Here is a 13,992-nt window from a genome sequence, read left to right as displayed (position 1 = left end):
CGCCGACGCGTCACGCCACGGGTGCCACCTCGGCCACCACAGGCGCAGCAGCGGCCACCGTCATCGGACCACGACCTGGCCCGCGCTCTCGCCGTCGCCGTTGAGCGTGTGCCAGCCCGTGGTGCCGCCGTACGACACCAGCCACCGGCCGTCGGAGTTCGCGAGGAAGACGTCGTCCTTGCCGTCGCCGTCGAGGTCCGCGAGCTGGAACCGCTCGGTCCCGAGCGCGCCGCCGTTGTTGATGATCTTCCAGTTCGACTCGCCCTGGTAGAGCACCCGCCAGTTCCCGTCGACGGGCCACGCCCAGAAGATGTCGTCCTTGCCGTCGCCGTTCATGTCGCCGAGCTTGACGTTGCCCTGCGGGTTGGTGTCCGAGCCGAGCGAGGTCCACGCGCTCGTCCCGCTGTACGACACCAGGAAGCGACCGTCCGAGTTCGGCAGGAACACGTCGTCCTTGCCGTCGCCGTTGACGTCGCCGAGCTGGAAGCGCTCCGTGCCGATCGCACCGCCGTTGTTGATGATCGACCAGTTCGTCGCGCCGCCGTCGTACGTGACCCGCCAGTTCCCGTCGGCCGCCCACGCCCAGAAGATGTCGTCCTTCCCGTCGCCGTTCAGGTCGCCCAGCTTCACGTTGCCGGCGGCGTTCGGGTCCTTGCCGGTCTGCACCCAGCCCGACGTGCCGCTGTACGACACGAGCCACCGGCCGTCGGGGTGCGCCAGGAAGACGTCGTCCTTCCCGTCACCGTTGAGGTCGCCGAACCGGTACCAGCTCGCCGGCAGGACGCCCGCGCCGTTGATGACGGACCACGGCGCCGTGCCGTCCGCCGACACCCGCCAGCGGCCGTCGTTCGGGCTGGCCCAGAACACGTCGGCCCGGCCGTTGCCGTCGAGGTCGATGCCGCTCGCGTTGATCGTCCGGCCGATCCAGTCGCGCAGGACGTCGACCCGCGTCTCGGTCGCTCCCTGGCGCGTGGTGGCCGAGCCGAGGCAGCCGCCCTGGTAGGCGGTGTGGTGGATCGCGACGAGCTCCACGCCGGTCGCGGTCGCCCGGAGCGCGGGACCGCCCGCGTCGCCCTTGCAGATCGTCGAGCCCGCACCGGTCGCCTGGATGTCGATCGTGCCGGCGGCCACCGCGGTGACCGTGTACGTCGCCGCGTGCGCGGTGTCCGGCACGAGGGACGTCGCCGTGCGCCCGTAGCCGGCGACGGTCAGCTCCTGCCCCACGGCGGGTGCCGTCGAGGCCAGACCGACCGTCGCGACGCCGTCGACGGGCTCCGCCAGACGCGCCAGCACGACGTCCCGGTCAGGGTGCGGCTCGAGCCAGTCGACGGCCACCACACGGCCGGCCGTCCCGGTGAGGTCCACCCGGCCGACCGTCGCCTTCGTCGTCCACGCCGGCGTCCCGGTCACCACCGGCGCGCCCGGAGCCGGCTGGAAGCACGACTTCGCCGTGACCACCCAGCGCCGGTTCACCAGCGCACCCGAGCACGCCCGCGCCTCGTGGTCGGCCACCGTCACGTCGAGCTTCACCGTCGCCGCGGCGACCGCGCCGGTCGGCGTCGCCCCCGCGATCGCGTAGGCGCTCGGCACGCCGACGCCGCCCAGCACCAGCGCGACGACACCCGCGCGCACCGCCCACACCCGGCCCGTGCGGCCCAGAGGCCGACGCCCCTCGCGCCCGCTCACCAGGCACCGAACCGGAGCTCGACGAGGATCGCCTGCGGCATGTCAGAGCCTTCACCCGGGTCGACCGCGATCGACGTGTTCGGCGCGACCTCGTACGTCTCCTCGGCCCCGCTCGCGAGCTCGGCCGTCGCCTCCACCGGCTTGTCACCACCGCGCAGCAGGAACGTGTGCGGCACCTCCAGGGTCAAGAAGCCCCGCGTCCCCGACGTCCGGAAGCAGTAGTACGACCCGTACGGCTCCTCCTCGACCAACGTCTCCACCTGGATCAGACCCGGAGCGCACGACCCGCCCACAGCCCCCGAGGACACCGGCACGACGTGCCCGTCACCGGTGAACACCTTCAGCCCGTGCTCCTCCAGGATCGCGTCCGCACCCGGGTAGGCGAAGTCCTCCACCAACGACGACTGCACCTCCACCGGAGCGTCCGCAGCCCCCGCACCGCTCGCCCACACCACCGCCGCCGCAGCCACCACGGCTGCCGCGCCGGCCACACCCGTCACTCGCCTCACACCCACGCTCCGATCCGCGAACGCCTCGTTCCACCGGTCCGTGCTGCCGTCCGCGGGTCGTGCTCCGTGTCGCACGGGCGCCGGGTGCTCGACCGAGGCGGCCGGACCGGCGCCCGACCGAGCGACCGGCGCGACCCCGCAGTCACACGTCCACGACCGCCGTGCCGGTGGCGCCCGCCGCCGCGACGGCTGCGAGCGTCGTCCGCCGCATGGCCGATGACGTGGGAGAACGGTCCGCGCGGGCACCACGGAACAGGCCCGAGGACAGGGCGGCCACGACCGCTGGCCCCCTGCTGCACGCGAGAGACATACCCCTCGGCGAGCGAGGTTAACGGGTCTGTGACTGCCGCCGCAGCGATTCGGGCCTCCGCGCGCGTGTCGTCGGCGCAGGGTCGCCCACCGCCGGCGGCGGCAGTCCCGCCGCGCGTCCCGTCAGCCGGCGCGCAAGGACGCGAGCCGCGGCTCCACGTCGTCCGGCACGGCGTCGTCGTCGACCTCCACGACCTTGTCGCGGCTCGTCGCACCCGACACCAACCACACGTGCCTGCGCCGCACCCCCAGCGCGTCGGCGAGCGCGCCGAGCGCCGCCTCCGTCGCGGCACCGTCGACCGCACGCGCCTGCACGGCGACGACGAGCCGGTCGCCGTGCAGGCCGCCCACCCGGGTGCGGGACGCCCCGGGCCGCACGCGGATCGCGACGCGCATGCTCGCCAGGCGCCGTCCCGTCGTCAGACCAGGCCGAGCGCGCGGACCGCCTCGCGCTCCTCGACGAGCTCGGCGACGGACGCGTCGATCCGCGCGCGCGACGCGTCGTCGATGTCGAGGTCGGGCACGATCTGCCACTCGCCGCCCGACGAGGTCACCGGGAACGAGGAGACGAGCCCCTCGGGCACCCCGTACGACCCGTCGGACACGATGCCCGCCGAGGTCCAGTCGCCCTCGGGCGTGCCGTGCACCCACGTGTGCACGTGGTCGATCGCGGCGTTCGCCGCCGACGCGGCCGACGACGCGCCGCGCGCCTCGATGATCGCGGCGCCCCGCTTGGCGACGGTCGGGATGAACGTGTCGCTCAGCCACGCGTCGTCGCCCACGGCCTCGCGCGCGGGCCGGAAACCGATCGTCGCGTGCGACACGTCGGGGTACTGCGTCGCCGAGTGGTTGCCCCAGATGGCGACCCGGCGGATGTCGTCGACGGACGCGCCCGTGCGGGCGGCGAGCTGCGCGACGGCCCGGTTGTGGTCCAGCCGCGTCATCGCCGTGAAGCGCGCGGCGGGCACGTCGGGGGCGTGCTGCGCGGCGATCCACGCGTTCGTGTTGGCCGGGTTGCCGACGACCAGGACGCGCACGTCGTCCGCCGCGCCCGCGTTGATCGCCGCACCCTGCGGGCCGAAGATCCCGCCGTTGGCGGACAGCAGGTCGCCACGCTCCATGCCCGCGGTGCGCGGACGCGCGCCGACGAGCAGCGCGACGTTCACGCCGTCGAACGCGGCGGTCGCGTCGTCGTGGATGTCGATGCCCGCGAGCAGCGGGAACGCGCAGTCGTCGAGCTCCATCGCGGTGCCCTCGGCGGCCTTGACGGCCTGCGGGACCTCGAGCAGCCGGAGCCGGACGGGTGTGTCGGGGCCGAGCAGCTGTCCGGACGCGACCCGGAACAGCAGCGCGTAGCCGATCTGGCCGGCGGCTCCCGTGACGGTGACGTTGACAGGCTGGCTGGCGGGCACGGCTGCTCCTCGGGGACGACGACGGCGGCGGCCCCGGTCGGGGCTACCCGCACGCTACCCGGACCCGGGCACGCGCGAAGGGCGGCACCCCCAGGGGATGCCGCCCTTCGTCGTCGTGCGTGCCGGGATCAGCCCAGGCGCGCCTGGAGGTTCTCGTCGAGCGCGGCGAGGAACTCCTCGGTCGTCAGCCAGGCCTGGTCCGGGCCGATGAGCAGCGCGAGGTCCTTCGTCATCTTGCCGCTCTCGACGGTCTTGATGACGACGTCCTCGAGGGTCTCGGCGAACTGCGTGACCTCGGGCGTCGAGTCCAGCTTGCCGCGGTGCTTGAGGCCGCCGGTCCACGCGAAGATCGACGCGATCGGGTTGGTCGACGTGGGCTTGCCCGCCTGGTACTGGCGGTAGTGGCGCGTGACGGTGCCGTGCGCGGCCTCCGCCTCGACGGTCTTGCCGTCCGGGGTCATGAGGACCGACGTCATGAGGCCGAGCGAGCCGAAGCCCTGCGCGACGGTGTCGGACTGCACGTCGCCGTCGTAGTTCTTGCACGCCCAGACGTAGCCGCCCTCCCACTTCATGGCCGCGGCGACCATGTCGTCGATGAGGCGGTGCTCGTAGGTCAGCCCGGCGGCGTCGAACTCCGCCTTGAACTCGGTGTCGAACACCTCCTGGAAGATGTCCTTGAACTGGCCGTCGTAGGCCTTGAGGATCGTGTTCTTCGTCGACAGGTACACCGGGTACCCGCGCTGCAGGCCGTACGCGAACGAGGCGCGCGCGAAGTCGCGGATCGACTCGTTGAAGTTGTACATGCCCATCGCGACGCCACCCTCGGCCGGGTACGTCACGACCGTCTGGTGGATCGGCTCCGAGCCGTCGGCCGGCGTGTAGGTGAGGGTCAGCGTGCCCGCGCCCGGGACCTTGAAGTTCGTCGCCTTGTACTGGTCGCCGTGGGCGTGACGGCCGATGATGATCGGCTTGTTCCAGCCCGGGACCAGGCGCGGGATGTTGCTGATGATGATCGGCTCGCGGAAGACGACGCCGCCGAGGATGTTGCGGATCGTGCCGTTGGGCGAGACCCACATCTTCTTGAGGCCGAACTCCTCGACGCGCGCCTCGTCGGGCGTGATCGTCGCGCACTTGACGCCGACGCCGTGCTCCTTGATGGCGTGCGCCGCGTCGATCGTCACCTGGTCGTCGGTGGCGTCGCGGTTCTGGATCGACAGGTCGTAGTAGCGCAGGTCGATGTCGAGGTACGGGTGGATCAGGCGGTCCTTGATGAACTGCCAGATGATGCGCGTCATCTCGTCGCCGTCGAGCTCGACGACCGGGCCGACGACCTTGATCTTCGCCATGCGGGGGTCTCCTGTGCCGTGGGGAGGGCCCTGGCGGGCCCGGGGGCCGGGGCCACGCGCACGCGGGGGCACGCGTCGGCCGGCGGTTTCCGCGGACAAGATTACTCGACGTCAAGACATCTCGGTGAACGGACGGCTGCGCGATACCGCGCCCCTGCTCAGGCGGGGCTGGCATGCTGGCCCCCATCAGCAACGGCGCAGCGGGTTGGCCGGCCCGGCCCGCGCACGCGCCCGCGGACACGTACTCACGACAGGACCGACATGTCCCACGACACGCCTGACCAGACCGCCGGCGCGCCCGACGCGAAGGCCGCCGCCGGACCCGCCCCCGCGACCGGCTTCGCGAAGCCCGGCGACACCCCCGGAACGCCGTCCGTGCCGCCCGTCCCGGCGGCCGGCAGCGACGAGGAGGTCGACGCGTACGTCGTGCCCGCCGGCACGGTCGTCACCTCGGGCCCCGGCCTGCTGGCCCGGCTCGGCGCCGAGGCGTTCGGCACGTTCGTGCTCGTCCTCGCGGGTGTCGGCACCGCGCTGTACGCCGCGGTGACGCAGGCCGGCCCGCTCGCGGTCGCGCTCGCGTTCGGCATCGCGGTCTTCGCCGGCATCGCCGCCGTCGGCCACGTGTCCGGCGGCCACTTCAACCCCGCCGTGACGTTCGGTGCGGTGCTCGCCGGCCGGACCTCGTGGCGCGACCTGCTCCCCTACTGGCTCGCGCAGCTCGTCGGCGCGGCCGCCGCGACGGCGGTGCTGTTCGTCGTCGTCACCACGCTCCCCGCGCTGGCGGCGCAGGAGCGCGGGTTCTTCTCGGCCACGTCGAACGGCTTCGCCGAGCACTCGCCGATCGCCGCTCAGGCCGGCGAGGGCTTCTCGTGGATCGGTGCGGGCCTCATCGAGCTCGTCGTGACCGCCGTGTTCGTCGGCGTGATCCTCGGCGTCACGGACCGTCGGGCGACGTCCTCCGGCGCGGCCCCCGTCGCGATCGGGCTCACGCTCGCGGCGCTGCTGCTCGTCGCCATCCCCGTGACGAACGGCTCGCTCAACCCCGCCCGCTCGGTCGCGACCGCGATCTTCTCCGAGTCGTGGGCGTGGGAGCAGATCTGGCTGTTCTGGGCCGCGCCGCTGCTCGGCGCCGCGATCGCCGCGCTCGTCTACCGCGCGTTCGCGTCGGAGCCGGTCGAGGACAACCTCTTCGAGGAGGACGACGTCTACGTCACGACCGACGACGTGCTCGTCGTGGAGGACCGCAAGGCCTGACGACGCGACGAAGGGCCCGGTTCCGCGAGGAGCCGGGCCCTTCGTGCGTCAGCGATCAGGCGCCGGGCGGGAGGGAGTGCGCGAGGACGCCCAGGCACAGCGCGGCGCCGAACAGCACGAGCAGGTCGATCGTCTTGGACCGGACCGAGATCGCGACCGGCCCGGGCGAGGACCGCACGGCACGCACGACACCGCACACCGCCATGACGCCCGCGAGCGTGTAGGCACCGGCGCGGGCGCCGACGACGAACGCGACGACCACGGAGAGCACCACGCCGGCGCTCGTCCACCACAGCGACGCGTTGCGTGCCGCGTCGAGGGACGCGCGCGCGATGGCCCGCGGGTCGAGCGGGGCCTCCTCCACGGGGATCGGCCCGGTGGACGGCGGCAGGCCGGGCTCCGCCGACGACGACTCGTCCGTCATCCGCGGCCACTGCGGTCCGACCCGCTCCTGCACCATCGATCAGCCTCCCGACGGGAGACTACCGTTGCGCGAGTGACGTCCCGGACGACAGCCGCCGCACCCGCCCACCGCTCCGCGGCGCGGACCGCGCCCGAGGAGTCCGGCGCCACCGGGGTGCCGCCGCGCGAGGTGCTCGTGGTCGGGGCCGGGCTCGCGGCGACGCAGACCGTGGCGGCGCTGCGCGAGCGCGGCTTCGACGGGCGCGTCGTGGTCCTCGGCAGCGAGGGCGTCGCGCCCTACGACCGTCCCCCGCTGTCCAAGCACCTGCTCGACCGCACGGCCCCGACGTGGCTCACCGACGAGGTCGGGGCTGACCTGGTGACGCTCGCCGACGAGGTCCACCTGTCCCGGCCCGCCCGCGGCGTGCGCGTCACGGGCGACCGGCCCGCGGTGGCGACGGACGTCGGTGACCTCGACGCCGACGCGCTCGTCGTCGCGACGGGCGCGCGCGCCGTGCTGCCCGCCGGCTGGCAGGCCGCCCTCACGCTGCACACGTGGGCGGACGCCGAGGTGCTCCGCGCCGCGGTGGGCGCGGGCCGGCGGCTCGTCGTCGTCGGCGCGGGCTGGATCGGCGCCGAGGTCGCGGGCGTGGTCGCGGCCGCGGGCGGCGAGGTGACGGTCGTCGAGGCCGCGACGACGCCGCTGTCCGCGGCGCTGGGGGCGTCGGTGGGTGCGCTGACGGCCCCCTGGTACGCGGCCGCGGGCGTCCGGCTGCTCACCGGAGCCCAGGTCGTCGACGTGCAGCCCGACCGCGTGCGGCTCGCCGACGGCACCGAGCTCGTCGCCGACGCAGTCCTCGCCGCGGTCGGTGCACGCCCGGCGACCGCGTGGCTCGGCGACGCGCTGCCACGGGAGCCCGACGGCGCGCTGCGCGTCGACGAGACGCTCGCCGTCATCGGGGCGCCGCGGCACGTCCGCGCGGTCGGCGACGTCACGCTGCGCCGGTCGCCGCGCCACGGGTGGGTGCCCGGCGGCCACTGGGACGGCGCGCTGCGCACCCCGGCCGTCCTCGCCGCCGACCTGCTCGGCGCCGGCGGACCGGTCGACGACCCCGCGCCGTACGTGTTCTCGACGCAGCTCGGCCACGAGCTCGCGCTGTTCGGGCTCCCCGAGCCGGGCGATGACGTCGAGCTGCGCGGCGACCCCGCCGACGGTGGCGGCTGGACCGCCCTGTGGTTCCGCCCGGGGACCGGCACGTGCAGCGCCGTCCTCACCGTCGACCGGCCGAGGGACGTCGGGGCGGCCCGCCGGCTGTTCGGCGCCGCGACGCTGCCCGAGCTCGACCGCGACACCGCGCGCGACGCAGGTCGCGGGCTGCGGGAGGCCGCACTGGTCTGAGCCGCCGCCGCGGCGGACGACGCGGCGCCGCCCCGTCGACGGGAGCGGCGCCGCGCGCCCGGATGTCAGTGCGCGAAGTGACGCGTGCCCGTGAGGTAGAGCGTCACGCCCGCGGCCTGCGCCGCCGCGACGACCTCCTCGTCGCGCACGGACCCACCGGGCTGGACGACCGCGCGCACGCCCGCGTCGAGCAGCACCTGGAGCCCGTCGGCGAACGGGAAGAACGCGTCCGACGCCGCGACCGCGCCGCGCGCCCGCTCGACGTCGCCCGTGTTGGCCCGCTCGACGGCGAGGCGGCACGAGTCCACGCGATTGACCTGTCCCATCCCGACGCCGACGGACGCGCCGCCGTCCGCGAGCAGGATCGCGTTCGACTTCACCGCGCGCACCGCGCGCCACGCGAACACCAGGTCGGCGAGCGTCGCGTCGTCGGCCGCCTCGCCCGCGGCGAGCGTCCACGTCGTCGGGTCGTCGCCCGACGCGTCGACGCGGTCGACCTGCTGCACCAGCAGGCCGCCCGTCACGGCGCGCTGCTCGGTCGCGACCGCGGCGGCGTCGAGCGGCGTCACCTGCAGCAGACGGACGTTCTTCTTGCGGGTCAGCACCTCGACGGCCTCGGGCTCGAACTCCGGCGCGACGACGACCTCGGTGAACACGGGCGCGATCTGCTCCGCCGCCGCGAGGGTCAGCGGGCGGTTCGTGGCGATGACGCCGCCGAACGCGGAGACCGGGTCGCACGCGTGCGCCTTGGCGTGCGCGTCGGCGACGTCCGAGCCGACGGCGATGCCGCAGGGGTTCGCGTGCTTGATGATCGCGACGGCCGGGCCGTCGTGGTCGTGCGCGGCGCGCCACGCGGCGTCGGCGTCGACGTAGTTGTTGTACGACATCTGCTTGCCGTGCAGCTGCCGCGCACCCGCGAGCCCGCGGCCCGCCGCACCGTCGGCGGTCACGTAGAGCGCTGCCGCCTGGTGCGGGTTCTCCCCGTAGCGGAGCACGTCGGACCGCGTCCAGGTCGCCCCGGTGAAAGCGGGGAACGCGTCGTCCGACGCGTCGGGCGCGTAGTCCGACGCGAACCAGCCGGCCACGGCCACGTCGTACGCGGCCGTGTGGCCGAACGCCTGCGCGGCCAGACCCCGCCGCTCGGCGAGCGTGAACCCGCCCGCGGCCACGGCAGCCGCGACGTCGTCGTACCGGGCCGGGTCGACGACCACCGCGACGCTCGGGTGGTTCTTCGCCGCCGCGCGGACCATCGACGGGCCGCCGATGTCGATCTGCTCGACGCACTCGTCGGGGCTCGCGCCCGACGCGACGGTGGCCGTGAACGGGTAGAGGTTGACGACGACCAGCTCGAACGGCGCGACGCCGAGCTCCTCGAGCTGCGCGACGTGCTCGGGCAGGCGCGTGTCGGCGAGGATCCCGGCGTGCACGCGGGGGTGCAGCGTCTTGACGCGCCCGTCGAGGCACTCGGGGAACCCGGTGAGGTCCTCGACGCGGGTCACGGGCACACCGGTCGCGGCGACGGTCGCGGCCGTCGAGCCGGTGGAGACGATCTCGACACCCGCGGCGTGCAGCGCGGCGGCGAGGTCGGTCAGGCCGGTCTTGTCGTAGACGCTGACGAGCGCGCGACGCACGGGACGGCGCGTCGCGTCGTCGGAGGCGGAGGGGGTCGCGGCGGCGGGCACGGAGGACATCGGCAGCTCCCGGTCGGGTGGGTCGGTTCAGGGACCCAGGCACCCAGGCGGGCGGTGCGTGGCGGGGGCACTGCGGTCGCTCCCCGGTGGTTGCACCCACCTGCGCCAGTCACGACCGGGGTCGAGTCTACCGGGCGGCGCGGTGCGGTCGAGCGAGCGGTCGCCGCCTCGGGGGCCGCCGCGGGCAGGGGCCGGGACCCCGCGTGGGGCGCGTCAGGCGCCGATGACCGCCGTGCGCCCGTCGACACGCAGCCCTTCGCGGGCGATCCGGCCGACGCACTCGACGAGGAGCCGGCGCTCGACGACCTTGATGCGCTCGTGCAGCGACTCCTCGTCGTCGCCGGGCAGCACCGGGACCGCCTCCTGCGCGACGATCGGACCGCTGTCCACGCCCTCGTCGATCACGATGACGCTGCACCCCGTGACCTTGACGCCGTACGCGAGCGCGTCGCGCACGCCGTGCGCGCCCGGGAAGGACGGCAGCAGCGCGGGGTGCGTGTTGACGATGCGGCCGCCGAACCGGTCGAGCGACGGCGCCCCGAGGATCTTCATGAACCCCGCCTCGACGACGAGGTCAGGGGCGAACACCGCGATGGCCTCGGCGATCCCGATGTCCCACGCGGCACGGTCGGGGAAGTCCTTGAGCGACACGACGGCCGTCGGGACGCCCGCCTCCCGGGCGATGTCGAGCGCCCGGATGCCCGGCCGGTCGGACACGACGCCGACCACCCGCGCGCCGAAGGCCGGGTCGTCGTGCGCGTCCAGCAGCGCCGCCAGGTTGGAGCCCGTGCCCGAGACGAGGACGACGAGCCGTCCCGCGGCTCGCGTGGCCGGACGGTCCTCCTGCGGGCCGGGGCGGGTGGCGGTGGGGTCGGCGGGCGGCGTCACGCGCCGACCCTACCCCGGGCCCGCGCGACGTCCGCCGCCCTCTCAGTCGCGCGAGCGCCGGTGGGCGCACGCGCCGCGGGTCGTCGGGGTGAGGGAGAATGCGACGGTGAGCAACCCGTACGCGCCGCCGGAGGACCGCCCGCGGACCGGTGCGTCCGACGGGCCCGACGCGACCGGCACGCAGCCGGGCGGACAGGACGACGCGGGCGCGCGCGTCGACGGCACGCCTGCCGACGGCCTGCCCCCCGCGGGCGGCCCCGCCGGCCCGGTGCCCGGTACCCCGTGGCCGGCGCACCCGCAGCGGGTCCCCACCGAGGCGGAGCGGCGTGAGGCCGCCGCCGCACCGCCCGACCCGGTGGGCACCCTCAAGGCCGCCGAGCAGTCGCGCACCGTCGGCGTCCTGCTGCTGGGGTCGGTCCTCGTCGCGACCCTGCCGATGCCGTGGCGCGCGGCCGCGGTCGCGTTCGCGCTCGCCGGTCTCGTCCTCGGCGTCCGCGCGCTCGTGACGGCGGTGCGGGCCCGGGCGCGCGGCGGTCTCCCGACCATGCTCGCGGTGCTGGTCACGATGTCGGCCGTGTGGTCGCTCGCGGTCCTGACGGCCCTGTCGATCTCGCCGCTCCTGCAGGAGCGCGAGGACTGCATGGCGGGCGCGCTCACCGTGACCGCGCAGAAGCAGTGTGAGCGCGCGTTCACCGACGGGCTACAGCCGCCCGCTCCCGCCGTCGACCCCGGCTGACGCCCGAGCGTCAGTCCTCGGCCGGGACCACGCCGTCGCGGTCGCGGACCCGCAGGACCCGGCGGACGGCCGCCCGCACGAACGGGTCGCCGAGCACCGCGACGAGCGCCGAGCCGACGAGCACGCCGAGCGCGACCATCCCGCCGACCGCCCAGCCGTGCGCCCCGACCGACGCCATGCGACCCGGACCCGCCGCGCCGCTCGCGAGCGTGACGAGCACCGCGACCAGGACGCCCGCGGTCCCCGCGGTCACCCCGCACGCCGCGGCGGCGTGCCACGCGGTCGCCGGACGCAGCCGGCGGTGCAGGTACCAGCCTGCGACGAGGCCGACGATGACCAGCACCGCCGGGGCGCCCGCGGTCACCGGGCCGACGAGGTCCGGCGCGGGCAGCCCGCCGAGCATCGGGACGGCCGGCAGCGGCGTGGGCACGACCTCGGTCGACGAGAACGTGCTGCCGAGCCCGACCGCGAAGCCCGGCCCCGCGAGCCAGGCGAGCGCCCAGACGACGAGGTTCGGCAGGAAGGCGAGCTCGCCGACGGCCAGCACGACGCCGCCGACCGCGTCGAGGTTGAGGCCGCGCACCACGTCACCGACCGTGGCACGACCGGCGACGACCCACAGCGTCACGACCAGGGCCGACACGGCGACCAGCAGCGCGACGGCGAGCACTCCCCCGGTGCCGCCGACCCGCGCCCACGGCGCGACCCGGGACCACGCCGGCCGCGTCACGACACGCAGCGAGGGCGCCTCGGGCCGGCGCAGGAGGCCGCCGCCCAGCCCGAGCGCGCCGACCACGACGCCGCCGACGACCGCGCGCCCCGCGGCGCCCGCCCCGCCTCCGACGAGCAGCGCCACGAGACCCGCGGCGGCGGCGTACGCGGCGACCGCGGCGGCGTAGGCGGACCGGGTCGCGACGCCGGAGCGCCGCGCCGAGGCGTAGCAGGTGAACAGCGCGAGCAGGCTCACGCCGAGCGGCACGAGCGTGACGGTCGTGCTCGCGACGGTCACGGGCACCCCGTGCCCCAGCAGCCACACCGCCGCGCCGACGCCGACGGCCTGCGGCCACGCGACGCCCGCGTTGCTCGGGTCGGCGGACGTCGCGACGAAGGCCGCGACGGCCGGGATCGTGAGCGCGGCGAGCGACAGCACGGCGGCCTGCAGCGCCGCGAGCGCGCCGGTCGCCCACCGCGGGGCACCGTCGAGGGCGCTCGTGAAGAACGCGGACCGGCCAGGGTCGCCGGTGCCCGTGCGGCGGCCCGGTCGGGTCGTCGTGGCGGGCGGTCGTCCCGCGCGGGGTCCTGCGGCGCTCATCCGGACATCGTCGCCGGAGCCGGACGCACCGCCCGGCACCTCGACCCGGCGAGTCGGTCACTCGCGGCGCGGCGGGCTCGGCGCGTCGGCTCGGACGCACGACACCCCCGCACCCGGGACGGGGTGCGGGGGTGTCGTCGCGTCGTTCAGGAGCGCGTGAGCAGCTCGCGCGCGAGCGCCGCCGTCTCCGACGGGGTCTTGCCGACCTTGACGCCGGCGGCCTCGAGGGCCTCCTTCTTCGCCTGCGCGGTGCCCGACGAGCCGGACACGATCGCGCCCGCGTGGCCCATCGTCTTGCCCTCCGGCGCGGTGAAGCCCGCGACGTAGCCGACGACCGGCTTGGTGACGTTGGCCTGGATGAAGGCCGCGGCCCGCTCCTCGGCGTCGCCGCCGATCTCGCCGATCATGACGATGATCTCGGTCTCGGGGTCGGCCTCGAACGCGGCGAGCGCGTCGATGTGCGTCGTGCCGATGATCGGGTCGCCGCCGATGCCGATCGCCGTCGAGAACCCGAAGTCCCGCAGCTCGTACATCATCTGGTAGGTCAGCGTGCCGGACTTCGAGACGAGCCCGACCTTGCCGGGGCCCGTGATGTCCGCGGGGATGATGCCGACGTTCGACTTCCCGGGGCTGATGAGACCCGGGCAGTTCGGGCCGACGAGGCGGACGCCCTTCTCCTGCGCGTAGGCGAAGAACTCCGCGGTGTCGGCCACCGGGACGCCCTCGGTGATGATGACGACGAGCGGGATGCCCGCGTCGACGGCCTCGACGACCGCGCCCTTGGTGTGGGCCGGCGGCACGAAGATGACGGACACGTCGGCGCCCGTCTTCTCGATGGCCTCGGCCACCGAGCCGAAGACCGGGACGTCGACGTCACCGAACGACTGCGTCGTCCCGGCCTTGCGCGGGTTGACGCCGCCGACGACGTTCGTGCCGGACGCGAGCATGCGCGTCGTGTGCTTGGTGCCCTCGGAGCCGGTCATGCCCTGGACGATGACCTTGGACGCCTCGGTGAGGAAGATCGCCATGTCTGTCTGCTTCTCTCTGC

13 protein-coding genes and 1 riboswitch are annotated in these 13,992 nt (G+C 75.1%); of the genes, 3 read left to right on the top strand and 10 right to left on the bottom strand.

Annotated elements, in window-relative coordinates; all coding sequences use genetic code 11:
- Positions 1-60: 60 nt before the first annotated feature.
- From OOT42_RS05955 to OOT42_RS05935, 5 genes are all read right to left on the bottom strand, one after another.
- Positions 61-1,686 (bottom strand): FG-GAP-like repeat-containing protein, encoded by a 1,626-nt coding sequence (locus OOT42_RS05955; RefSeq protein ID WP_273653978.1) that lies wholly within the window; start codon positions 1,684-1,686, stop codon positions 61-63.
- Positions 1,683-2,102, bottom strand: coding sequence for a hypothetical protein (locus tag OOT42_RS05950; protein ID WP_273653977.1), 420 nt, complete (start codon positions 2,100-2,102; stop codon positions 1,683-1,685). Before OOT42_RS05950 ends, OOT42_RS05955 begins: the two co-directional genes overlap by 4 nt.
- 525 nt (positions 2,103-2,627) lie before the next feature.
- The gene (locus OOT42_RS05945; protein WP_273653976.1) at positions 2,628-2,900 is read right to left on the bottom strand and encodes a DUF167 domain-containing protein; all 273 of its coding nucleotides are present in this window, start codon (positions 2,898-2,900) and stop codon (positions 2,628-2,630) included.
- A 23-nt stretch (positions 2,901-2,923) separates the two neighbouring features.
- The gene (locus OOT42_RS05940; protein ID WP_273653975.1) at positions 2,924-3,916 is read right to left on the bottom strand and encodes a malate dehydrogenase; all 993 of its coding nucleotides are present in this window, start codon (positions 3,914-3,916) and stop codon (positions 2,924-2,926) included.
- Positions 3,917-4,044: 128 nt separating this feature from the next.
- Positions 4,045-5,262: an NADP-dependent isocitrate dehydrogenase gene (locus OOT42_RS05935; protein ID WP_273653974.1), complete on the bottom strand. Its 1,218-nt coding sequence runs from the start codon at positions 5,260-5,262 to the stop codon at positions 4,045-4,047.
- 261 nt (positions 5,263-5,523) lie between these two features.
- Between OOT42_RS05935 and OOT42_RS05930 the strand changes: the two genes are divergently transcribed.
- Positions 5,524-6,516, top strand: coding sequence for an aquaporin (locus tag OOT42_RS05930; RefSeq protein WP_273653973.1), 993 nt, complete (start codon positions 5,524-5,526; stop codon positions 6,514-6,516).
- 55 nt (positions 6,517-6,571) lie between these two features.
- Here the strand turns inward: OOT42_RS05930 and OOT42_RS05925 are convergent, their stop codons facing one another.
- Positions 6,572-6,976, bottom strand: coding sequence for a DUF3017 domain-containing protein (locus OOT42_RS05925; RefSeq protein WP_273653972.1), 405 nt, complete (start codon positions 6,974-6,976; stop codon positions 6,572-6,574).
- A 36-nt stretch (positions 6,977-7,012) separates the two neighbouring features.
- Between OOT42_RS05925 and OOT42_RS05920 the strand changes: the two genes are divergently transcribed.
- Positions 7,013-8,317: an NAD(P)/FAD-dependent oxidoreductase gene (locus OOT42_RS05920; RefSeq protein ID WP_273653971.1), complete on the top strand. Its 1,305-nt coding sequence runs from the start codon at positions 7,013-7,015 to the stop codon at positions 8,315-8,317.
- A gap of 65 nt (positions 8,318-8,382) precedes the next feature.
- On the opposite strand, the gene purH is transcribed toward OOT42_RS05920, so the two are convergent.
- Positions 8,383-10,008, bottom strand: a complete 1,626-nt coding sequence (gene purH, locus OOT42_RS05915; RefSeq protein ID WP_273653970.1) for a bifunctional phosphoribosylaminoimidazolecarboxamide formyltransferase/IMP cyclohydrolase — start codon at positions 10,006-10,008, stop codon at positions 8,383-8,385.
- A 34-nt stretch (positions 10,009-10,042) separates the two neighbouring features.
- Positions 10,043-10,131, bottom strand: a riboswitch (ZMP/ZTP riboswitch).
- Between the two features lie 90 nt (positions 10,132-10,221).
- Complete coding sequence (purN, locus tag OOT42_RS05910; RefSeq protein ID WP_273653969.1) at positions 10,222-10,896, bottom strand: phosphoribosylglycinamide formyltransferase; 675 nt, start codon at positions 10,894-10,896, stop codon at positions 10,222-10,224.
- Positions 10,897-11,002: 106 nt separating this feature from the next.
- Between purN and OOT42_RS05905 the strand changes: the two genes are divergently transcribed.
- Positions 11,003-11,632, top strand: coding sequence for a hypothetical protein (locus OOT42_RS05905; RefSeq protein ID WP_273653968.1), 630 nt, complete (start codon positions 11,003-11,005; stop codon positions 11,630-11,632).
- A gap of 10 nt (positions 11,633-11,642) precedes the next feature.
- Here OOT42_RS05905 and OOT42_RS05900 read toward each other — a convergent pair whose 3' ends face one another.
- Positions 11,643-12,944, bottom strand: coding sequence for a DUF6350 family protein (locus tag OOT42_RS05900; RefSeq protein WP_273653967.1), 1,302 nt, complete (start codon positions 12,942-12,944; stop codon positions 11,643-11,645).
- 146 nt (positions 12,945-13,090) lie between these two features.
- The gene (gene sucD / locus OOT42_RS05895; RefSeq protein ID WP_273653966.1) at positions 13,091-13,972 is read right to left on the bottom strand and encodes a succinate--CoA ligase subunit alpha; all 882 of its coding nucleotides are present in this window, start codon (positions 13,970-13,972) and stop codon (positions 13,091-13,093) included.
- Positions 13,973-13,992: the final 20 nt, after the last annotated feature.

It is taken from the genome of Cellulomonas fimi, assembly GCF_028583725.1.
In the GTDB taxonomy this organism is placed as follows: Bacteria; Actinomycetota; Actinomycetes; order Actinomycetales; family Cellulomonadaceae; genus Cellulomonas; species Cellulomonas fimi_B.
Note: the sequence above shows the minus strand (reverse complement) of the source record. Positions and strands in the feature narration are given on the sequence as shown.